The sequence below is a fragment of the Streptomyces sp. NPDC005866 genome, from assembly GCF_040629895.1.
GTDB lineage: Bacteria > Actinomycetota > Actinomycetes > Streptomycetales > Streptomycetaceae > Streptomyces.
In genome coordinates, this window is sequence record NZ_JBEXWP010000033.1 from 75,375 (window position 1) to 96,019 (window position 20,645).

At 69.6% G+C, this 20,645-nt stretch carries 24 protein-coding genes and 2 pseudogenes; 15 read left to right on the forward strand and 11 right to left on the reverse strand.

Annotation, left to right across the window (positions count from 1 at the left end; translation table 11 throughout):
- Positions 1–20: 20 nt before the first annotated feature.
- The gene (locus tag ABZ396_RS35735; RefSeq protein ID WP_358921314.1) at positions 21–443 is read right to left on the reverse strand and encodes a DUF6415 family natural product biosynthesis protein; all 423 of its coding nucleotides are present in this window, start codon (positions 441–443) and stop codon (positions 21–23) included.
- Positions 444–583: 140 nt separating this feature from the next.
- Between ABZ396_RS35735 and ABZ396_RS35740 the strand changes: the two genes are divergently transcribed.
- Positions 584–1,861 (forward strand): helix-turn-helix transcriptional regulator, encoded by a 1,278-nt coding sequence (locus ABZ396_RS35740; protein WP_358921315.1) that lies wholly within the window; start codon positions 584–586, stop codon positions 1,859–1,861.
- Between the two features lie 168 nt (positions 1,862–2,029).
- Here ABZ396_RS35740 and ABZ396_RS35745 read toward each other — a convergent pair whose 3' ends face one another.
- The 7 genes from ABZ396_RS35745 to ABZ396_RS35775 form a co-directional block, all read right to left on the reverse strand.
- Positions 2,030–2,449 (reverse strand): hypothetical protein, encoded by a 420-nt coding sequence (locus ABZ396_RS35745; protein WP_358921317.1) that lies wholly within the window; start codon positions 2,447–2,449, stop codon positions 2,030–2,032.
- 133 nt (positions 2,450–2,582) lie between these two features.
- A complete protein-coding gene (locus tag ABZ396_RS35750) occupies positions 2,583–3,590 on the reverse strand; it encodes a hypothetical protein (RefSeq protein WP_358921319.1) in 1,008 nt (335 codons plus the stop codon).
- Complete coding sequence (locus ABZ396_RS35755; protein ID WP_358921321.1) at positions 3,587–4,807, reverse strand: type IV secretory system conjugative DNA transfer family protein; 1,221 nt, start codon at positions 4,805–4,807, stop codon at positions 3,587–3,589. The genes ABZ396_RS35750 and ABZ396_RS35755 overlap by 4 nt, the downstream gene beginning before the upstream one ends.
- Positions 4,808–5,076: 269 nt before the next feature.
- Positions 5,077–5,304 carry a hypothetical protein gene (locus tag ABZ396_RS35760; RefSeq protein ID WP_358921323.1) on the reverse strand — a complete coding sequence of 76 codons (228 nt, stop codon included), beginning with the start codon at positions 5,302–5,304 and terminating at the stop codon, positions 5,077–5,079.
- Positions 5,301–5,573, reverse strand: a complete 273-nt coding sequence (locus ABZ396_RS35765; RefSeq protein ID WP_358921325.1) for a hypothetical protein — start codon at positions 5,571–5,573, stop codon at positions 5,301–5,303. Before ABZ396_RS35765 ends, ABZ396_RS35760 begins: the two co-directional genes overlap by 4 nt.
- Before the next feature lie 2 nt (positions 5,574–5,575).
- Positions 5,576–5,917 (reverse strand): hypothetical protein, encoded by a 342-nt coding sequence (locus ABZ396_RS35770; protein ID WP_358921327.1) that lies wholly within the window; start codon positions 5,915–5,917, stop codon positions 5,576–5,578.
- Positions 5,914–6,744: a hypothetical protein gene (locus ABZ396_RS35775; protein WP_358921328.1), complete on the reverse strand. Its 831-nt coding sequence runs from the start codon at positions 6,742–6,744 to the stop codon at positions 5,914–5,916. The genes ABZ396_RS35770 and ABZ396_RS35775 overlap by 4 nt, the downstream gene beginning before the upstream one ends.
- A gap of 311 nt (positions 6,745–7,055) precedes the next feature.
- Here ABZ396_RS35775 and ABZ396_RS35780 point away from each other — a divergent pair, with 311 nt between their 5' ends.
- From ABZ396_RS35780 to ABZ396_RS35820, 9 genes are all read left to right on the forward strand, one after another.
- Positions 7,056–7,310, forward strand: a complete 255-nt coding sequence (locus tag ABZ396_RS35780) for a hypothetical protein (RefSeq protein WP_358921330.1) — start codon at positions 7,056–7,058, stop codon at positions 7,308–7,310.
- Positions 7,307–7,603 carry a hypothetical protein gene (locus tag ABZ396_RS35785; protein ID WP_358921331.1) on the forward strand — a complete coding sequence of 99 codons (297 nt, stop codon included), beginning with the start codon at positions 7,307–7,309 and terminating at the stop codon, positions 7,601–7,603. Before ABZ396_RS35780 ends, ABZ396_RS35785 begins: the two co-directional genes overlap by 4 nt.
- Positions 7,600–9,336: an AAA family ATPase gene (locus ABZ396_RS35790; protein WP_358921333.1), complete on the forward strand. Its 1,737-nt coding sequence runs from the start codon at positions 7,600–7,602 to the stop codon at positions 9,334–9,336. Before ABZ396_RS35785 ends, ABZ396_RS35790 begins: the two co-directional genes overlap by 4 nt.
- A gap of 208 nt (positions 9,337–9,544) precedes the next feature.
- Positions 9,545–9,985, forward strand: coding sequence for a hypothetical protein (locus ABZ396_RS35795; protein WP_358921335.1), 441 nt, complete (start codon positions 9,545–9,547; stop codon positions 9,983–9,985).
- 65 nt (positions 9,986–10,050) lie between these two features.
- Positions 10,051–10,866: a hypothetical protein gene (locus ABZ396_RS35800; protein WP_358921337.1), complete on the forward strand. Its 816-nt coding sequence runs from the start codon at positions 10,051–10,053 to the stop codon at positions 10,864–10,866.
- Positions 10,808–11,233, forward strand: coding sequence for a hypothetical protein (locus ABZ396_RS35805; RefSeq protein WP_358921338.1), 426 nt, complete (start codon positions 10,808–10,810; stop codon positions 11,231–11,233). The genes ABZ396_RS35800 and ABZ396_RS35805 overlap by 59 nt, the downstream gene beginning before the upstream one ends.
- A gap of 241 nt (positions 11,234–11,474) precedes the next feature.
- Positions 11,475–12,404: an ABC transporter substrate-binding protein gene (locus tag ABZ396_RS35810; protein ID WP_358921340.1), complete on the forward strand. Its 930-nt coding sequence runs from the start codon at positions 11,475–11,477 to the stop codon at positions 12,402–12,404.
- Between the two features lie 147 nt (positions 12,405–12,551).
- The gene (locus tag ABZ396_RS35815; protein ID WP_359186736.1) at positions 12,552–13,211 is read left to right on the forward strand and encodes a carbonic anhydrase; all 660 of its coding nucleotides are present in this window, start codon (positions 12,552–12,554) and stop codon (positions 13,209–13,211) included.
- 72 nt (positions 13,212–13,283) lie between these two features.
- Complete coding sequence (locus ABZ396_RS35820) at positions 13,284–13,694, forward strand: hypothetical protein (protein ID WP_358927005.1); 411 nt, start codon at positions 13,284–13,286, stop codon at positions 13,692–13,694.
- Between the two features lie 9 nt (positions 13,695–13,703).
- On the opposite strand, the pseudogene ABZ396_RS35825 reads toward ABZ396_RS35820, so the two are convergent.
- Positions 13,704–14,148 (reverse strand): annotated as a pseudogene (locus tag ABZ396_RS35825) (SDR family NAD(P)-dependent oxidoreductase); the annotation flags it as partial.
- Positions 14,149–14,153: 5 nt separating this feature from the next.
- Between ABZ396_RS35825 and ABZ396_RS35830 the strand changes: the two are divergent.
- Positions 14,154–14,339: pseudogene (locus ABZ396_RS35830) on the forward strand (transcriptional regulator); the annotation flags it as partial.
- Positions 14,340–14,786: 447 nt separating this feature from the next.
- Here ABZ396_RS35830 and ABZ396_RS35835 read toward each other — a convergent pair.
- Positions 14,787–16,178 (reverse strand): cystathionine beta-synthase, encoded by a 1,392-nt coding sequence (locus ABZ396_RS35835; RefSeq protein ID WP_358927004.1) that lies wholly within the window; start codon positions 16,176–16,178, stop codon positions 14,787–14,789.
- 148 nt (positions 16,179–16,326) lie between these two features.
- Here ABZ396_RS35835 and ABZ396_RS35840 point away from each other — a divergent pair, with 148 nt between their 5' ends.
- From ABZ396_RS35840 to ABZ396_RS35850, 3 genes are all read left to right on the forward strand, one after another.
- A complete protein-coding gene (locus ABZ396_RS35840) occupies positions 16,327–17,382 on the forward strand; it encodes an SGNH/GDSL hydrolase family protein (RefSeq protein ID WP_358927003.1) in 1,056 nt (351 codons plus the stop codon).
- 119 nt (positions 17,383–17,501) lie between these two features.
- On the forward strand, positions 17,502–18,722 hold the full coding sequence (locus ABZ396_RS35845) for an acetyl-CoA C-acetyltransferase (protein WP_358927002.1): 1,221 nt from the start codon (positions 17,502–17,504) through the stop codon (positions 18,720–18,722).
- A 293-nt stretch (positions 18,723–19,015) separates the two neighbouring features.
- Positions 19,016–19,810: a hypothetical protein gene (locus ABZ396_RS35850; protein ID WP_358927001.1), complete on the forward strand. Its 795-nt coding sequence runs from the start codon at positions 19,016–19,018 to the stop codon at positions 19,808–19,810.
- Positions 19,811–19,966: 156 nt separating this feature from the next.
- Here ABZ396_RS35850 and ABZ396_RS35855 read toward each other — a convergent pair whose 3' ends face one another.
- Positions 19,967–20,278, reverse strand: coding sequence for a hypothetical protein (locus tag ABZ396_RS35855; protein ID WP_358927000.1), 312 nt, complete (start codon positions 20,276–20,278; stop codon positions 19,967–19,969).
- A 119-nt stretch (positions 20,279–20,397) separates the two neighbouring features.
- Between ABZ396_RS35855 and ABZ396_RS35860 the strand changes: the two genes are divergently transcribed.
- Entirely contained in the window at positions 20,398–20,628 is a 231-nt protein-coding gene (locus ABZ396_RS35860) for a DUF4287 domain-containing protein (RefSeq protein ID WP_351706537.1), read from the forward strand.
- The last annotated feature ends 17 nt before the right edge of the window (positions 20,629–20,645 follow it).

Genomic DNA, 20,645 nt, shown 5'->3' on the forward strand with positions numbered 1-20,645 from the left:
TTCGTGCTGCGCAGGCGACCCTATCGGGACGACCCATCGTCCGGCCCGATAGGATCACTGATCAGCGTCTCGAAGTGATCACACATCGCGTTCAGGCGCCGGGCGAGACGACGCGCATGCCTCACCGCCGCATCCGCGCCGGGGTGGATCTCCGCACTCATCGCCCGGCGCGTGTCGGCGGCGGCGATGATCGCGCAGTTCACCGGGGCCATCCATCGCTGGTCGTCGTCCGGCTTGAACGCGGCGCACCGCTCCACTACCGGGACGATCAGTTCGAGGTGTCCGCGCAGGGTGCTGAGCAGTACCGGCACCTCGTCGGCGGCGGGCTCTCCGGCGTCCGCTGCCAGCAACCGGCGCGCAGTGGCGCGCATGGTGGGGATGTCCAGCGGGAGTGCCTCAACCTGCTCTGTCTCGGCCGGTTGGCCAGTGGTAGAAGTTGCCATGTCGTCGCTCCCTCGAAGCGTCGGCCACGCCCCGGGAGGTCTCACCACCTCGCCGGGGTCCTTGCGCTCACAGCACACCCTTCGGAGCGGATCTGTGCAGGAGCCCGGCAGGGGGCCAGCAGGGGGGCCAGAATGAGCACATGAGGGGGCCAGCAACTCAAGGCAGTGGCAGCGAAGCAATCAGCGGACGGCGCCGGGCGTTCGGCGCGTATCTCGCCAGGCTGCGCCGTGACGCGGGCCTGTCTCAGCGCGAGCTCGCCGCACGGCTGTGCGCCCTCTCGGGAGTCGCCTCGGTCACCCGCAACGAAGTCGGCCGATGGGAGCAGGGGCGCCGCGTCCCTGACGCCTGGCTGGCAGCCCTGTCGGCCGTGCTCGGTGTCCCGCTCGACGACTTGGAGCGTGCCGCCGCCTATGCCCGGGGCGAGGCCGGGGGCCAGCTCTCGGGCGCGTTCGCGACCCTCGCCGACCTCCTGCCGGACGGTGATCCCCTCACGCCCCTGACGGACGCTCACGGCCGCCGGATCGGGAGCTCTCAGGTCGCCTCGCTCGCGGGCCGTGTCCACGGCCTGCGGCTGGCTGATGATCTCCTCGCCGGGGGCGACCTGATCGCGCCCGCCTTCAGGGAGCTCACGAAGGCGGTCACGCTCTACCGCGAGGCGTCGTACGACGACGCCACCGGCCGGGGTCTGCTCGTGCAGATCGGGGAGCTCTCCCAGATCGCCGGGTGGATCGCTTCCGACGCCGGACGTCACGACGAAGCCGAGCACGCCTACCGGCTGGGGATCTCGGCCGCCCGGCAGGGCGGTGATCCGACCCTGGTCGCGAACCTCGCCGGGTCGCTGGCCTATCAGCTCAGCAACACGGGACGGGAGTTGGAAGGGCTCGATCTCGCGAAGGCTGCACTCACCGAGGCCGGGCCGGACGCGCCTCCGGCGACGCGGGCGCTGTTCTTCGATCGCGTCGCCTGGGCGAACGCCAAGGCGGGCCGTGCCCACGCACAGGACGCGATCACCGCCCTGGGGGAAGCACACGAGGCGCTCACCGCCGCAGACGGCCGCGAGGCTCCCGTCTGGGCGTACTGGGTCAGCCGCGAGGAGCTCGAAGTGATGGACGCCCGTGTCTTCACCGAGCTCCGGCGCCCGCTGCGGGCCGTGCCCCTGCTGTCCCGCGTGCTGGAGCGCTACGACGCGACCCACGCAAGGGAGTTGGCGCTGTACCTCTCGTGGCTGGCCGTGGCCTACGCCGACGCGAACGAGCCCGAGGAGGCCGCCGACACGGCGTCCCGCATGTTCGAGCTCTCAGCGGACGTCGCCTCTGATCGCACCTCCGAGCGGGGGCGCGTCGTGCTCGCCCGGCTGGCCGACTTCGACGAGGTGCCCCAGGTCCGTGATCTGCTCGCGCAGCACGCTCCCGCCTAGACCCGAACCGGTTCGGGACTGACCCTGCATCTAGTGCCGGCCGTTCCTCCGACCGGAGGAACTATCTCCCTTGTGGCATCGCACCCGGGGCTGACGTCCCTCGCCCAATGCATGCGAGGCGCTGCCACGTTGGCGCCTGGCGGCACCGCCCCCGCTCCCCGGTACGAGTTATCGCCCGGCACCCTGCGGAGCCGCCAGAGCCGCAACCACGGCTTCCGGCTCCGGCCGCCAGAGGCTCAGTCGTCCCGTCGCCCTGATCGGCTCAGGGAGCCTCCGGACGTCTTCGAGCACCCAGTGAAAGGCGCCGTGCTCGCCCCACCGGTCGGCACAGCACCCCTCGCCCAGGTGGCACGTCACCCTGTCGACGACGGCGACGATCGCGCCGTACGTGACCGGCCAGCCTTCGAGCGCTTCGCGGACGCCGGGTGCCCGCCAGCCGTCGGCGTCGTTCTTCGTCCCGGCGTGGATCAGCAGCGGGCCAGCGAAGGAGGCGGGCAGTGCCCATGACCGGTTCTCAACCGGCTTCAGTCCGGCGGCGATCAACGCCGCCCAGGGCTGGCGGACGGTGAGGGCGCGAGCGGTCGTCATGCGCTCATCTTCGAGGAGCCCGCGCAGTCGGCGCAGCACGCCCGAGGGGCCGGGAGATCTATGTCTCCCGGCCCCTGGGTGGGTTCCCGGCACGAGTCACTGCCCGGCGGCTGACAGGCCGCCAGACGAGCGCTCACGAGCTCCCGTTGACGCGGTGCAGCCGGACCATGCGCTTGATCGTCTCCGGGTTCGCGTCCGGCCGGTCGGCCCGGACTTCGTCGACGACGGCCGCCGGGTCGGTGATCCCGTCCGCCATGACGCTCTGCACGAGCTCCTTGATCGATCCGGATCGCGGCACGAAGTGCTCGACGGCCGGGGCGGAGCGATCCGCCTGCGGCGCGGAGCGATCCGGATCGACGGACCGGACCGGATCCGCCCGGGATCCGGATCCGGACTGATCCGCCTGCGGCGCGAAGCGATCCGGCCGCTGTGATCCGGATCCGGATTCCGCCCCCTCGTCGATCGCGTCGGCGAGGGTCTCGGCCAGCGCCTTGCGGGTGATCCCCTCCGCGTCCCAGGCGACGGCCGTGAGCGATCCGGATTCCCTCAGCGCGGCGGTCTCCTGCCGGATCCGGATCAGCTCGCGGTCGACCTGAGTGAGCGCGAGCTCTTCGCCCGCACGGCTCCGCTTCTGCTGGACGATCTGGTAGCTCTCGTCCGACAGCGGGCGGGCCGTGATCATCATCATGACCGTCCACAGCCCCTTCGCGAGCAGGCTGATCAGGGCACCGATGATCCCGATCCAGAGCCCGGCGTGAAGCCGCCCCTCGGTAGCGATCGCCGTCATCGAGACGGCCAGCGCGATCCACCCGGCGGTGCGGGGGATCTTCGCCCGGTCGTCGTACTGCATGGTCCACTCGGCGGCCATCATGACCGCCCAGGAGAGATCGAACGCACCTGCCGCGAGGTAGGCGACCCAGACCGGCGCGGCGAGCCCCAGCAGGGCGCCGATGCTCGTCACGGACCACACCAGGGCGATGCCGACCACGAGCACGGTCGCGGCCGTGACCGCCCGCCGGACGGCGCGGTGCACGTCGAACACGGAGATCACCTGACGGTCCACGCGCTTGTTGACCGTGAACGTCTCGCCGTCCCGGGTGACTTCGGTGGGCACCGTCGTGCGGACGGTCTTGATCCTCATCGGTCCTGCTCCTTCGGTGCGTCGGTGATCGCGTACGTGCCTTCAGGCGTGCGTGTGATCACGCCCTGTTCGGTCATCCGGGTCAGCTTGCGCAGCACGCTCCCGGGGTTGCGGTCGAGACTGCGGGCCAGCGCCCGGGGGCCCGCAGCCCCGCCCAGGAGGGCGCGCTCGATCGCCTCCGCGAAGTCGTCGACGGGGGGTGTTGCCGTTGCCGTTGCGTGCCTGTTCCCCCTGGTAGAAGACGTGGAGCCGATCCGGGCAACGGCAACGCCCGGCCGTGCGGGGACCTTGGTCAGGCACACACGCCCCGGCGTCGCCGCGAGCGCGGCCGGGGACAGCCACAGCGCGAACAGGGGCCGTGCCGGGTGCTGGCGCCCCTTCTCGTGCACAAGCATCTGCCCGGCGCGGTCGAGCTTGTGGGCGCTGTACCCGGCGGTGGCGAGCTCCTTGAGCGCGACCTGGTTGGCCTCCGCCGTCTGGAGCATGTGCACCAGTCGGCAGGTGAACTGATCACGCACCTCGCTGGGGACGCTGGACGTCTTCGGGTCCTGGAGCCCCGCCCAGACGTGGACGCCGAGTTCCCGCCCCTCCTGGACGACGGTGATCAGGTGCCGCATGCCGGTCGCCGACAGCTCGTTGAAGATCCGGGACTCGTCGATCACGATCGCGCGGTGCGGCCGGTCGGACATCTTTGCGCGGGCCGGGAACTCCCTGCCGACAAGGTCGGCGAGACGCTCTTCGATCTCGGGCAGCGACTCGTACACCCGGGCGTGCGCCAGGTACGGGGCGCCGGTCGCGCCGAACTTGCCGTCCCAGATCTCGATCACCCAGTCGGGGCGTCGCTTCGCCCAGTCGGCGAGCACCCGGATCGTGCTCGACTTCCCGGATCCGGTCATGCCGACGGCGAGGATGTGCTGATCCGGATTGATCCGGACTGCGCGGCCGACGAACAGTCCGCGCCGGGCGATCCGGATCCGGCGTCCGCGCCGCTGCGGGCGGTGCCTCATCAGACGGAGGACGATCCGGTCCGGCAGGTGATCGTGAAGCCGCTGGGAGATCGTCCGGGCGTTCTCGTCCTTCGCCTTCGCCCTGGCGTGCCCGATGATCGCCCGCCGGGACTGACGCTCCTTGACGAAGATCCGCCACTTCATGCGGAGGTAGAGCCATCCGCCGAAGAGGGCGGCCAGCGCGAGCAGAAACGCTATGGTGCCGATCATGGAGTCGATCCCTTCGTGATCGATTTCCTAGGCGGCCCGTCGGCTCTCATCCGGCGGGTCCGCCGCTGTCTATGCAGTCATGCAGTCGGCTGGCGAAGATCGTTCGCCGGCTGGTAACGATCAAGCTCTGGTCTGCGGAAACGGCTCCCAGGCGTTCGGAGCACCCCAGTACCGGGGAGCCCCTGGGGGGCCGCCAGGCGAGCGCTGGTGGCTTCCGTCGCCCTACGTGCGGGTAGATCTGCCGGTCGTGGCCCTGCGTGCTCGCATAGCTATGCGAGCGGCCAGAGACGGCCGTCCTCGTCGCGCCTGATCTGACGTCCGCTCAGCAGCGTCGGCAGGCCGTTCCGGATCAGGAGACGATCAGTCACCTTCTCGGCCGACGTCTCGTGCTCTTCGAGTGTCCGGCCGGGCTGCGCTGCGATCAGCGCGAGCAGCCGGGCGCGGTGGGTCTGGTGCAGCATGTGATCGGCGTTGCCGTGCCGGAGGCTGCCGTTCATGACTTCCACGACCACGTGTCGGGCCGCCTCTGGTCGGCGAGCCCCTGCGGGCCGTGGTCGACGCTCGCGAGGCCCTTCGCCACAAGCAGTTCGAGGGCCTCGCGAATGGCCCGCCGGTCGGTCACCCGGAGGGCGGTGCCGATCATGTCCACCGTCGCGCCGGTCGCCAGGCCGGAACCCCGGCGGTCGCGCAGGTACTTCGCGACCCTCGCGGCGAGCGGCTGCTTCCGGTCGGACCTTACGTCTCGTGATCGCTGATAGACCCTCATGCTCACCACCCCCGCGCGGCGGCGAGATGGAAGGCGACCCGGTTGGTGATCTCTTCGCCGTCGTCCCACTCGCGGATGTGCCGGATGTGATCGCCGACGGTGTGACCGGCGGTCCACTCGGCACCCTGGAGAATCTTGTCCGCCTCGACCATGTGCTCTGCCCGGGTGATCATCCTGCGCCACTCGTCGCGGCCGTAGTCCATGAGCATCGAGGGCACGGCGAGATCGATGCCGTGCAGCTCCTTCACCGTGGAGACGTACTCGGCCACGGCCCGCGCGTGCAGGTCGGCGAGTTCCATCAGTCCGGCGCGTGCCTGCGCGGCGAGGGCTTCCTCCGGGGTCATGACTCGCTCCGCTCGAACTTCGCTGCGCGGGACTCCAGATGCCGGGCGAGATCTTCCCGGCCGCGCTCCCGCTCGATCTTCGCCTGCCGCCGGAAGCGCGTGCTCTCCGCCGTGGGGTTGAAACCCCCGGCTGTGATCGCCTGCGACAGTCGAGCAGTCGCCCGGTCGGCGTCGGCGCGGGCAGCCTCGACTTCCCGCCGCCGGGCGTCCTTCGCGGCAGCGTCGCGGCGCTTGAGATCGTCGGCCTTCGCGTCGGTCCACAGCTTCCGGATCTGATCACGGTTCCCGCTCCACTCGGCGCGGTCCTTCGAGCAGGGCTCACCGAGCAGGACGCGCGTTGCCTCGTTGTCGGACGGGCTGACGCCGCCGCGCACGGCCGCGAGATCACGGGCCCAGCACCAGGGGCAAGCCCCTGCGGCCTTCAGCGACTTGAGATCCGCGAGCGTGTGGATGACGGCCGGTCCGAAGACGGCGACCGCGTCCGGGTCGAGCCGGTACAGGACGTCACGGCCGCTCGGGGTGGTCAGGTACCGGGCCATGTCCTCCGGGTCGCGCCACTCGCGGCCGTCGCTGAGAACGACCGGCTCGGGCTCCGGCGGCTGGATCGTCGCCCTGATCGAGCGGGCGAAGGCGGTGAGGTCGCGGTGCCTGCGGACGGCCTCCACCCGGCGCGCCGTCGCGACGGTGAGCACCTCGCTGCGGGACACGAGCTGACCGCGCGGCCCGGCGGACGCGGTGAGCGTGCCGGTTCGTATCAGCCCGTACGCGGTCGGCTTCGAGACACCCAGCGCCCAGGCCGCCTGATAGACGGTGATGAATTCATTCATTTCTTCGCCCCGATTAAATCTAACTGCCCGTCAGATGAGCTTTATAAAGGAGCGTACACTGAACTCGGGTGACTGATCTTCACCAAGAAAAGGCCGGGCAACCTCCCCCGGCCTTTTCGCTTCTCTGGAATTCAGATTCTTTGAGATAAGGGCCGAAACTATGTGACGGCCGGCCTCAGTGCTGATCTTTTGAGATCGCTAAGCCGGGAATTATCAACTAACATTTGAGTCAGACGGCATCGGATATGCCGGGCTTCGTTCAGGAGAGAACGCCCGCCACCGTGCGGGGAGCCCGAGAAGGCTGATCTCCTGTGTCACGTCGCCCGTACAACCTGAGCCCTGAAGGCCGGGCTCGTCTGGCCAACGGCGCCGCCAAGTCCCGCGCCCATCTCGATGCACCGAGCCGCCTGATCACGAAGCTCGAAGAGGCAGCCGAGAGCCTCTCACTCGAAGAGCGCGACCGGCTCGCGGGCGTCATCGTCCGCAACACCCCGAACCGGACCGCACCGCTTCCGCCGGAGACAGCGCAGGAGCTCGCCAGGCTGTTCGGGGGCGGATCGCAGTGAGCGAGCATGAGAAAAGCCGCCCCCTGGGCAAGGGCGGCTCTCCCGAGAACGACGCGTCCAACGTCACTTCCCAGGGTACCGCGCGTGAATGGGACTTCGTCCAGTCGACACCGGTAAATGCGGGGCCGTTCTTCTTCGAAGACCACGGCTACGTGCAGCCGTGCGGCGAATTCGAGATCTGGATCTGTGGCTCGCTCCGGCAGCGCCTCGAAAGGGCCGCCCGGAGTGCGGGCGTCGCCCCCGAGACGATGATCACCGCCATTCTCTCCGAGGTGCTGGAGGGTGCGTCATGAGCGCTGCCGACGACTTCCTGAACGGTCCGGCCGACGGAGCCGGGCAGATCGTGAACACCGATATCTGGCTGGTTCACGACGAATACGAGCTCGAAGCGGTGACGAACGCCGACCCCGGGCGGGCCGTCGCCGTCATCCCCGGCGACTGGGAGACCAACGGCTTCGTGGAGTCACTTCGCGGCCGTGAGGTCGGGATCTTCCAGCACCGCGACGAGGGAAGCCGCACCCGCGCCCGCGCGCTCGAAGCAACGCTGACCGAGGCGGGCATCACCGCTCACGTCCTGCACGCCTACGGCGCGATGGCGCTCACGACTCACATCGAGAGCGGCCACCCGCTGGAGATCTCCGAGGACCCGTATTCGATCAGCGTGGCTCCCACCGCCGAGGAGGAGGCCAGGTTCCGAGCTGCTCTCGAAGCGGGGGTGAACTCGGGCAAGGCCGAGAAGACGGCGCCCGCTGTGCCGGACACGACGCCGCCGGTCGCTGAGACCGAGGCCCGGAAGGAGTTCGACGCGCTGCTCGTCAGGTACCAGGCCGAGATCTCGGACATGCCTGATGTGAAGGGCAGTATGTACGCGCTCGCCCGGCAGGCGCTGAATGCGGCGCTGGCCCGGCGGTGGGCCGACGGGCAGGCTCGTCGCATCCTGGCCGCGCACGAGGCCGCTCAGACGGCGCCGGACCTCCCGCAGGTCGTATCCCTCACCGACCTGCTGGCACGCCCGGAGAACGACGCACACGAGCGCGTAGCCGGTCTCCAGCCGACCGGCGGGAAGATTGTCCTGGCCGCCGCACGCAAGGCGGGCAAGACGACCTTCGTCGGCAACCTCGTGCGGTCACTGGCGGACGCCGGGGAAGAGCCCTTCGACCCGGCCCTCGGGAACGGCTTCCTGGGCTGCCACGCGGTCGCAGACGTGCCCGGCACCATCGTCGTGATCGACAACGAGATGTCCGAGGACCAGCTCCAGCGCTGGTACCGGGATCTCGGGATCAAGCGCATCGACCGGGTCAGCCTCTGGCCGCTCAGGGGGCAGGCAGCGTCGTTCAACATCATGGATCCCGCCTGCCGGGCCTGGTGGGTGAGTCAGCTCCGGGATCTTCCCGGCGGGGTGTCCTACCTCGTGCTCGACTGCCTCGGGCCGTTCCTCGGTGCGCTGGGCATGAGCGAGAGCCCCGAGGACGTGAACGTCTTCCTGCAAGCCGTGAACGCGCTGATCCGCGAGGCCGACGTGCCGAACACGGCGCTGGCCGTCCACATGGGGCACGGCCCGGAGCGACCGCGCGGAGCGTCACAGCTCCGGGACTGGCCGGACGCCGAATGGCGGATCACGTATGACCGCGACAGCCGTGATCGCGAGATCGAGGAGGGCCCCCGGTTCTTCTCTGCGTACGGGCGTGACGTCCATGTCCCGGAATCCCGGCTGGAGTTCAGTGCGGAGACCCGGACGCTCACCCTCGTCGGCGGGAGCCGTGCGCTTCACCGGGTCACCGCCGGTCGCGACCCGGTCAGGGACTTCATCAAGAGCAACCCGGGACTCGGCGTGAACAAGATCCTGGCGGGCCTTCCCGAGGTGCCCGACAACAAGATCCGGAAAGCTCTCGAAGATCTTGTGAGCAGCGGAGAGGTCCACACCGCCCACGGCCCCAACCGGATGATCCGGCACTTCGTCTGTGACCCTCCCTGCGGTCGTCCGGCCGACTGCTCGAAGGCGGGTGATTCAAGTGATTCAGGGTGATTCACCGGTGGTTTGAATCACCGGTGGGCGGTGGGTGAGTGGTGGTGGTGCAACACGTAGTGGTGCACCACCACCACCACCCCGCCACCAGCACCCGAAGTACCAGGTCAGACGCCTGAATCACCTGTACGCGGGTGGGGCGGTGGATCAGAAGATCAAACCGCCCTCGAAGCACCACACGAACAAGATCAATAAGAGAGAAGGAATCATGATCATTCCCGCACAGCCAGGCTGGTTTCTCGTCAGCGTCGACGAGGACCGGGACACCGCCGACGAGAGTGCAGCGGCCGTGATCGCATGGAAGGAGACCGAGACAGCCGACGGAGGGACGCATCTCTCGCCCGTGGTGGAGAACGGGGAAGCGGCGCCGTTCACCATGCCGGTCGGCAAGTACGGCGGGATCGAGGACTATCTGGTTGTCTTCCGCGACCCGATCGCGGGCACCGCTCTCGCCATCACGCTGCACAAGGCGGCCCGCGCGAAGCCGATGTCACGAGAAGAGCTGACGGAGGCTCTTCTCCCTCTGCACCGCCGTCTGTTCGAGGCGGCACTCCACGAGGCCGTGATGCGGCGGTGGATCACCCGGCAGGGCGACAAGTTCACCGCCGGACCCGAACGAGCGCCAGCGTCCTGGAACGCCGACGACTGACCAAGATCGCTCCGCGCATGCGGAGCAAGATCATTAAGACCGAGCACAGAAGGGCGAGCATGATCATGGCCGCACCTCCCCAGCAGCGCCCGAACCCGGCGGCGCTCGCAGAGCGCGACGCGAAGATCTACCGGCTCAAGATCGCAGGCATGACCGAACGCGCGATCGCGGCCGAAGTCGGTCTGAGCCCGACGCGCGTGCACGAGATCATCGCCGACGAGGTCGCCGCGCACATCGGTCCCGTCGCCGAGGAGTACGCCGATCACCGGGAGGCGGAGCTCGAAGCACTCCACCGGGTCGCCTGGCGGGAGATCTACACCGCGAAGTCGACGGCCGACCGGCTCAAGGCGATCGAGACGGACCGCCGGATCAACGAGTCGCGCCGCAAGCTGCGCGGCGCCGACGCGCCCGTGAAGAGCGAACTGGAGATCACGGCGCAGCTCGACGAGAACGCCTCGGGCATGCTGGCCGTGATCGTCGCGTCCGTCACGGCCGCCGCCCGTGCGCTCGAAGGCGACCGCTCGATGCCCGTGCACCTGATCGAGCAGTACGGGATGCAGTACGCGCAGTACGAGATGGCACGGCTGGCCGGTGACGACGTCGGCATGCCGCCGGAGCCTCCCAGGCGGGTCGTGAGCGGCCGTGTGCTCCTGCCCGGCACGGATGCTCATCACGAGGCTGACAGTGCGGCACAAGCCGACGTGGCGGTGCCGATGCCCGCTCCCTCGGCCGACACCGACGACGAAGACCCGGCCCTGATCATTCATGAACTCGACCTGATCGAAGCCGAGTTCGGTGATCTCCTTGAGGAGGTGGACGACGATGACGAAGACGGACCCGAAGACGACCGATCCGAAGGCGATCAAGCGGCGGCTTCGTGAACTCCGCGCCGATCCCGGACAGCCGGGGGCGCGAGTAGAGATCCAGCGGCTGATCGGCGAGCTCCGCAGGGCGGCGCAGGCGCGCGACGTCACCGACATGCAGGGCCCGGCGAACCGCAGGACGGCGCACAGGCAAGAACGCGATCATGCGGGAGGTGACACGTCGGCACTCAGCGATGAAGAGGCCGCCGAGCGGTGGCGGCGCCGACGACTGACGGGCTCGAACCGACGGCTGGGCGAGTCGATCGCCCAGCATCCGGACGGCCTGAGTGATCAGGACCGGGAGGCGATGAAGACGTGGCCGACGGAGCTGCGCGCTCGGGTCGCTGATCGCCGCCTCAGCCAGCTCTTCAACGGGAGGTCGTGACCCGGAGACGACTCGGGTCGTCTCCGGATCAGTCACCATTCAGCAAAGGTTCCCGGTCACCCTGCGCAGCGGAACGCCTCGATCCGCAGCAACTTTGCGATCATGAACCTGCATAACGGCTATGCGTCTCTGAGCTGCGGAAACGTCCCTTCCATGCAGTCACCCTGCGTGTGTTCTGAAGGGGAATTTCACCTTCGCTCGAGCGGGGGGACTCCCACCCGCACTGCCTAGGGACCCCTCGATGAACCGACGTACTGTCCTCGGCGGCCTCCTCGCGGCGGCCTCCGTCCCCGCCCTCTCCGCCTGCTCCAGCGGCATCACCTCGCTGAACGAGCAGAGCGGTTCGGCCGCCGGCGGCGGCTCCAGCAAGGGCGGGATCACCATCGGCACCTCCAACTTCACCGAGAACCAGGTGCTCGGCTACCTTTACGCGGCCGCCCTCAAGGCCGCCGGCGTGAAGGTGACGGTCCGCCCGAACCTCGGCACCCGGGAGATCGTGATCCCCGCGCTCAAGGCCGGCGACATCGACCTGCTGCCCGAGTACCAGGGTGCCCTCCTCAACTACCTGGAACCGAAGGACACCTCGGCGGATCCGGGCACCATGCAGAACGCGCTGGCGATCGCCCTGCCCAGCGGCCTCCAGGTGCTGCCGTACGGGCAGGCGGCCGACTCCGACTGCTTCGTCGTCACCCGGGCGACGGCGCGGAAGTACGGCCTGACCTCCCTCGCCGACCTGGCCAAGCAGAACGGCAGGCTGGTCATCGGCGCCGCGCCCGAGGTGAAGAAACGGCGGGTGGGCGCGATCGGACTGCGGGACGTGTACGGCGTCGAGTTCAAGGAGTTCAAGTCGCTGGACTCGGACGGGCCGCTGGTCAAGGGCGCGCTGAAGAAGGGCGACGTGGACGTGGCGAACCTCTTCACCACCGACACCGACATCGCGGCCGACGACTGGGTGGTGCTGAGCGACCCGAAGAACCTGATCCCCAGCCAGCACATCGTCCCGCTGATCGCCGACCGCAAGGCCGACTCCACCGTCCGCAAGGCCCTCGCCCGGCTCGGCAACCTCCTCACCACCGAACAGCTCACCCAGCTCAACAGCCGGGTGGACAACGACAAGAAGGACCCGCAAGACGTGGCGGACGCGTACGCCGCGCAGCACGGGCTGTCCTGATCACGAAGGTGTATCGCAAGATCGATGACCTGATGACGGAAGTACCAAATGTCCTTAAACAGGCACGGTGAGTGATCAGATGTGTGCTTACGGTGAGGAGGTGTCAACAGCACGACCCCTGAACTCTGTTCACTCTGAGGAAGCGTCATGGCCTCGAACCGCAGGGCCTTTCTGACCGCCACCGCCACCGCCGCCGGCGCGCTGGCCGTCGTCCCCACCCCGGCGACGGCCGGCACCGGCCGACCGCACTCCCCCGCTCCCGCCACCGCCACCGCCGCGCTGGACGAACTCCTCGCCGGCAACCGGCGGTACGCGGCCGGCCGCACGCGCCGGCCGGCGCGTGCGGCCGGCGGACAGCACCCGTTCGCCGTCGTCCTCGGCTGCATCGACTCCCGGGTCGTCCCCGAGCTGGTCTTCGACCAGGGTCTCGGCGACCTGCTGTGCATAAGGACGGCCGGGCAGGTGCTGGACGAGGCCGTGCTCGGTTCGATCCAGTACGGCGTGGAGGAGCTGCGCGTCCCGCTGGTCGTGGTGCTCGGCCACGAGCGCTGCGGGGCCGTCGCCGCCACCCTCGGCCATCTGCGTACCGGCGCGCCCGTCCCCGGCCACCTGGAACTCCTCGTCGCGGAGATCACCCCGGCCGCCCGCCGCACCAGGACGCTGCCCGGCGACTGGGCCGAGCACACCATGCGGGCGCACACGGCATGGGTGCGGGACGCGATCCGGGCGGACCCCGCGTTCGCGGGGGCGTCGGTGGTGGCGGCCCGGTTCGACCTGGACAGCGGGCTGGTGTCGCTGCTGCCCTGAGGGCGGGCCCCCGGGGAATGCGGGGGCTTACCCCAGTGCGGCGAGCGCCCCCGGCTCCCTACCGTGGGCTCCATGACGGACGCGCCTGACACCGACCTGAAGAAGGAACTCGACGCCACCCTGCACGCCCGCAGGGAGCTGGGGCCGGAGTACGAGTCGGAGCTGGCCGACTCCTTCGTGGAGAAGATCGACCGGCGTATCGACGGCGCGGTGGAGCGCCGGCTGCGCAGGACCCTGGCCGAGCAGCAGATGCAGGTGGCCCGGGGTGCGCGCGGTGCCAAGGGCAGCGACTCCTGGGGCGAGCGGTTCGGCTTCGGGATCGTGTCGCTGGTGCTGGCGATCCCGCTGTCGGCGATCGGCGGCGGCATCGCGCACCTGCCGGGGCTGGTGGCCACCTGGGTCGGCATCGTCGGCGTCAACGTGGCCCAGGCCGTCCGCCTCAACCCCGGCCTGTTCGGCCGGCGCGACCGGGGAGAGGACTGACCGGACCGGTCACACCTGCCGGGTCGGCAGCACCACGACCTGCCGCAGGTTGACGTGCCGGGGCGGGCTCGTCACATAGCCCACCAGGTCGGCGATGTCCTCGGCGGCCGGCCAGCCCGTCGTACCCGGCATGCCGTCCATCTGCTCCCGCAGCTCGTGCGAGTCGATGTGGTCGGCCGGCTCGGTCCGTGTCATCCCCGGCTCCACATTGGTGACCCGCACATGGCGCGGCCCGAACTCGGCGCGCAGCACCTGCGAGAGCTGGGTGCCGGCGGCCTTGGTGGCGCTGTACACCGCGCAGGTCGGGAAGACGGCGTGCGCGCCGGTGGACGACACGTTGACGAGATCGGCGCTACGGCCCTGGGCGGCCGCCGCCATCAGATCCCCGGTAAGGCCCGCAGCACCCGCTGCACACCGGTCACATGGTGTCGATGATGCGCTGCCATTCGTCGATCGGCTGCCGTCGCCGCCCAGACCGTCGCGATCCTGCGTGTCGACGCGGGCCACCACCCCGACGACCCCCGCATGGCCGCGCTGATCGGCGAACTGTCCCTGAGGAGCGCGGACTTCCGCCGGCTGTGGGCGGACCACGACCTCAAGGAGTGCGCGTACGGCGTGAAGCGCATCCAGCACCCGGTCGCCGGACTGCGGAGCGGCTTGCGCTGCTGGGAAGTTGAAAGGGACCACGATCACGACCGCGGCCACTGATTGAGGAACCACGAGGCGAGCAACCACATCCGCGAGAGCGGCGGCGCTTCAGCCGGAAAAAGAGTGTGCGCGGGGACCGCCGCACCCCCGTTACCGGGGGGCGGGACGACGGCGGTCCCCGCGAGGGACGCGAGCCGGGTCAGGGCCGGGCTTGCGCGTCCGGGCGTCCATGGAGGTCCGGGAGCCGCTCCGGAGGTCCTTGGACGTTCGGTGCCGGCCGAGGCGGGGAGCCGCTCCCGCCCTGCCGACACCCACTAATGTGCCGGACCCGTGTTAAGCGTGTGCTGCGCGGACGTGACACGCTCGTACCACTTCCGCGAAGTCCACCACTCGGGCCGGAAACAGTAAGTTCCCCGGGGTCACGGCCCGTTCACCGGACGTTCGCTACTGCTTGCCGCCCTTGGCGAGAAAGGCCAGCAGGTCCTGCCGGCTGACGACGCCCTTCGGCTTGCCCTCGACGAGGACGATCGCCGCGTCCGCCGCGCCCAGCACCTTCATCAGGTCGCCGACCGGCTCGCCGGAACCGACCTGCGGCAGCGGCGCGCACATGTGCTTCTCCAGCGGGTCCTCCAGGGAGGCCCGCTTGCTGAACAGCGCGTCGAGCAGCTCCCGTTCGACGACCGAGCCGACGACCTCGGCGGCCATCACGTCCGGGTGCCCGGCGCCCGGCTTGACGACCGGCATCTGGGAGACGCCGTACTCGCGCAGCACCTCGATGGCCTGCCCGACGGTCTCCTCCGGGTGCATATGGACGAGGGAGGGGATGGAGCCGCCGGCCTTGTCGCTGAGCACGTCGCCGACGCGGGCGCTGGGGCCCTCGTCCTCCAGGAAGCCGTAGTCGGCCATCCACTCGTCGTTGAAGATCTTGCTGAGGTACCCACGGCCGCTGTCCGGCAGCAGTACGACCACGACGTCGTCCGGGCCGAGCCGCTCGGCCACCCGCAGCGCGGCCACAACGGCCATCCCGCAGGAGCCGCCGACAAGGAGGCCCTCCTCCTTGGCCAGGCGGCGGGTCATCTGGAAGGAGTCCTTGTCGGACACGGCGACGATCTCGTCGGCGACGGTCCGGTCGTAGGCCGTGGGCCAGAAGTCCTCACCGACGCCCTCGACGAGGTACGGCCGCCCGGAACCGCCGGAGTACACGGAGCCCTCGGGGTCGGCGCCGATCACCTGGACGCGGCCGTCGCTGACGTCCTTCAGATAGCGGCCGGTGCCGGAGATGGTGCCGCCGGTCCCCACGCCCGCCACGAAATGAGTGATCTTCCCCTCCGTCTGCTCCCACAACTCGGGGCCGGTCGAGTGATAGTGCGAAAGGGGGTTGTTCGGGTTGGAGTACTGGTCCGGCTTCCAGGCGCCGGGGGTCTCCCGGACCAGCCGGTCGGAGACGTTGTAGTACGAGTCCGGGTGCTCGGGATCGACGGCGGTGGGGCAGACGACCACCTCGGCCCCGTACGCCCGCAGCACGTTGATCTTGTCGGTGCTGACCTTGTCGGGGCACACGAAGATGCACTTGTACCCCTTCTGCTGAGCCACGATCGCCAGCCCCACGCCGGTGTTTCCGCTGGTCGGCTCGACAATGGTCCCGCCGGGCCGGAGCTCCCCGCTCTTCTCGGCGGCCTCGATCATCCGCAGCGCGATGCGGTCCTTCACGGAACCGCCAGGGTTGAAGTACTCGACCTTGGCGAGCACGGTGGCCTGGATGCCCTGGGTGACGCTGTTGAGTCTCAGTAGCGGGGTGTTGCCGACGAGACTGATCATCGAGTCGTGGAATCGCACCGTTGTCTCCGGTTGATTGCAAAAGAGGTGGTCCAAGTGGTGTCGCCAGCCTACGGCTCCTCCGGAGGTTCACTCCCCGTTGAGATTGACGGACGGCCGGTACGGGGCAAGGAGTGGATGTACGGCAACGAGGAGGTGGCGGCGACGTATGACGAGCATGTCGAGGGCGCGGGTGGCCCGGCGCATCGCGGCCGGTGCGGCGTACGGCGGCGGCGGGATCGGGCTGGTCGGTGCTGCCGCGGTGGGGCTGGTGCTGGCCGAGGTGCGGATGGCCAGGACCCGGGTGGGCAACGGCAACAGCGGCGGCCGGGTGCCGACGGCGGACGGCCGCTACGGCGACGCGTACGGCACCAGTGAGCCTCCGCTGCGCCTGACGATGCTCGGCGACTCCACGGCGGCGGGCCAGGGCGTGCACCGGGCCGCGCAGACTCCGGGCGCGCTAGTGGCGTCGGGTCTCGCCGCGGTCGCGGAACGCCCGGTGGAATTCAGCAACGTGGCCCTCCCCGGCGCCCAGTCCGACGACCTGGACCGCCAGGTGGCGCTGGTCCTGGGCCCGGCCTCGCCCGTCCCCGATGTCTGCGTGATCATGATCGGCGCGAACGACGTCACGCGCCGCATGCCGCCGACGCGCTCGGTGCGTCACCTCTCGGCAGCGGTCCGCCGGCTGCGCACGGCGGGCGCGGAGGTGGTGGTCGGCACCTGTCCCGACCTGGGCACGATCGAGCCGGTACGACAGCCGCTGCGCTGGCTGGCCCGGCGGGCGTCGCGCCAGCTGGCGGCGGCCCAGACGATCGGCACGGTGGAGCAGGGCGGCCGCACGGTGTCCCTGGGCGACCTGCTGGGCCCCGAGTTCGCCGCGAACCCCCGCGAGCTCTTCGGCCCCGACAACTACCATCCCTCGGCTGAGGGATACGCCACCGCGGCGATGGCGGTGCTCCCCACGGTCTGCGCGGCCCTCGGCCTCTGGCCGGCGGAAGAGGAGCGCCCCGACGTCACCCGCCGCGAGGGATTCCTCCCGGTCGCCCGCGCTGCCGCGGAGGCGGCGGCCGAACCCGGCACGGAGGTCACGGCGGCCATGCCGACGGGACCCCGGGGACCGTGGGCTCTGCTGAAGCGCCGCCGCCGTCACCACGTCGACGGGCCGGCCCTCTCACCGGAGCCCCTCTCCGAAGAGACGAGGTTCGGGGCCGGCCCGGCCGAATAGACCAAGCAAGCGCTTAGAAATTGCGGTCAGTGTCACACTCCGGCACCGGTGACCGATGACATACGTACGGGTAACTTCCCAACTACCCTGCCCGTCCCGTACGCCAATGGAGCCGTGAGATGCCCGAAGCCGTCATCGTCTCGACCGCCCGTTCCCCGATCGGCCGCGCCGTCAAGGGCTCCCTGAAGGACCTGCGCCCCGACGACCTCACCGCGACGATCATCCAGGCCGCCCTCGCCAAGGTCCCCGGCCTGGACCCGAAGGACATCGACGACCTGATGCTCGGCTGCGGCCTCCCCGGCGGCGAGCAGGGCTACAACCTCGGCCGGATCGTCGCCGTGCAGATGGGCATGGACCACCTCCCCGGCTGCACGATCACCCGTTACTGTTCCTCGTCCCTCCAGACCAGCCGCATGGCGCTGCACGCGATCAAGGCCGGCGAGGGCGACGTGTTCATCTCGGCCGGTGTCGAGATGGTCTCCCGGTTCGCCAAGGGCAGTTCCGACGGCCTCCCGGACACCACCAACCCGGTCTTCGCCGAGGCGCAGGCCCGTACCGCGGCCACCGCCGAGTCCACCGGCTCCGCCTGGCACGACCCGCGCGAGGACGGCCTGGTCCCCGACCCGTACATCGCGATGGGCCAGACCGCCGAGAACCTTGCCCGCTGGAAGGGCGTCACCCGCCAGGAGATGGACGAGTTCGGCGTCCGCTCCCAGAACCTCGCCGAGCAAGCCATCAAGAACGGCTTCTGGGAGCGCGAGATCACCCCGGTGACCCTCCCCGACGGCACGGTCGTCAGCAAGGACGACGGCCCGCGCGCCGGCGTCACCATGGAGGGCGTGGCGGGCCTGAAGCCGGTCTTCCGCCCCGACGGCCTGGTCACGGCCGGCAACTGCTGCCCGCTGAACGACGGCGCGGCCGCCGTGATCATCATGTCCGACACCAAGGCCCGCGAGCTCGGCCTCACCCCGCTCGCCCGGATCGTGTCGACCGGTGTCTCCGGCCTCTCCCCCGAGATCATGGGCCTCGGCCCGGTGGAGGCCTCGCAGCAGGCCCTGCGCCGCGCCGGCCTGACCATCGACGACATCGACCTGGTCGAGATCAACGAGGCGTTCGCCGCCCAGGTGATCCCCTCCTACCGCGACCTGGGCATCCCGCTGGAGAAGCTGAACGTGAACGGCGGCGCCATCGCCGTCGGCCACCCCTTCGGCATGACCGGCGCCCGGATCACCGGCACGCTGATCAACTCCCTCCAGTTCCACGACAAGCAGTTCGGCCTGGAGACGATGTGCGTCGGCGGCGGCCAAGGCATGGCGATGGTCATCGAGCGCCTGAGCTGAGCCACCGTACGGTCCCGCGTAATCCCTGAGTGACCGTCACGGGACCCACCGTGACGCCACGGCCCGGTGTTCGAGAAAACTCCGAACACCGGGCCGATTTGTGATCCAATCTCCCCCAGGATGTGACCTATATCGCTCTGCGGGCATATCACCGCAGGTCAACACCGCCGTACAACTAAACCCGGGGGTCAAAGTCCTGTCCAATTCGTGACGTTACGCACTGACAGCTTGATAGTCCACCCTTCAAGCTGATGTAGGAAGTCGGGGGTCGACTTTGAACCGGGAGTACGTCAGTGAGCGCCATGCCAATCGCCTTGCTGCTCACCACGGCCGCCACGGGCGCCGTGGGCGTCGCTGTCCTGCGCACTGTTCTGAAACTGCGCCGTCAGGTCGCCGAGCTGCACACCCAGCTTGCCGAGAACCAGGCCGCCGCCATGCGCGCGCTGCTGCCGGCCGCCCGCAGCCACGCGGACGCCGAGCGGATACGGGCCGCCGTGGCCGAGGCCCTGGCCGAGGAGCGCGAGCGGGAGCTGGCCGAAGCGCGGGCCTTCTGGGCCGCGCAGGAGGCGCGTGACGCCTCCGACACGCCTTCGCTGCTGGGCCTGGCGGACGGGGAGCCGTTCCTGCCCCGGCATAGCGACTTCGTGGGCCTGGAGCCGGTCGCCGAGCCGGCGACGGAGGCCGACGACTTCCCCGGGGGTACCTCCTCCGAGTCCCCGGAACTGACCGCGGCCCGCCGCCGCCACCCGTCCCACCCGGACTTCGTACCGGTGCAGTCGCCGGTGGTGAACGACCATGAGCGCACGGTCGCGACGCTGGAGGAGCTGGCCGAGTCCCAGGTCGAACTCTCCGACGTCCGCCCCGGTCCGCTGGGCACGCTGGACGTCTACGTCTTCGCCGACGGCACGACGCTGTGCATGACGCCGGGGCACCGGGAGACGGCGGAACGACTGGCTGCCGCCCTGAGTGCCGGTGAGACGCCGTATCTGCTGGGCGGCTCGGGAATCTCGGGTGCGTACACCCTGACGTTCGCGTGCGGCGAGGAGAACGTCTACATCCTGGCGGACAGGGTCATAGCGTCTCTTTGAGATTCACAGGTGCTTCGTCGGGTGCGGGTGCGATGTGGCTCGTCGCGGTCGCGCCCACGCGGCGGAGCCGCAAATTGACAGCCCCGCGCCCCTCAGGGGCGCGGGGACCCGCGCGAGCAACCCCCACGCACCCGCGCACCCAGCAACGCACCGCCCTCAGACCCCCGCCCTCTTCTGCGCCTCCTCCACCAAGCGCACCGCATCCCTCACCTCGGCGTCGCTCTCCAGCACCACCGCCAAGTCGTTCCCGGCCACGGTGATTTGGTCGGCCACGGCGAACATCCCCGCGTCCGGCATCTCCCTGGCCGTGCCGCCCGGCTCCTCGACGGTCTGCGCCCAGTTGGCCAACTGCCTGGCCAGCGCCAGTGCCTCGGCCGCCGCCCCCCTCTGCAGCCGACTCTGCGGCGCCGCCCTCAACTTGTCGGCGAAGTGCTCCACGGCACGGATAAGAGGCGTCGTATCAACCACGCCGTGAGCGTAACGCCTGACATCGGCTGTCCTGTCCCGACTGTTGCCAACACGCCAACACTCAGGCACGGTGACGTGAAGGACCGGCTACAACCCCCCTTTGCGCACCGGAGGCGCCGATGTCCCAAGTCTTCTCCGAGGAGACCCATCGCAACATGCTCGCCCGCATCCCCCACTGCACCGGTCGTGAAGTGTCCGACTGGCTGCGTACCGTCGCCGAAGGCCCGTCCCTCTTCCGCTTCGAGGAGAAGGTCAGCTGGCTCCGCCACGAGCACAATCTCGCGTACGGCCACGCGAAGGCGTTGATCCATGAGTACGACCTGAGGAGGGCCGCGCGCAAACTTCTCTAGGCGCGCACACACGACCA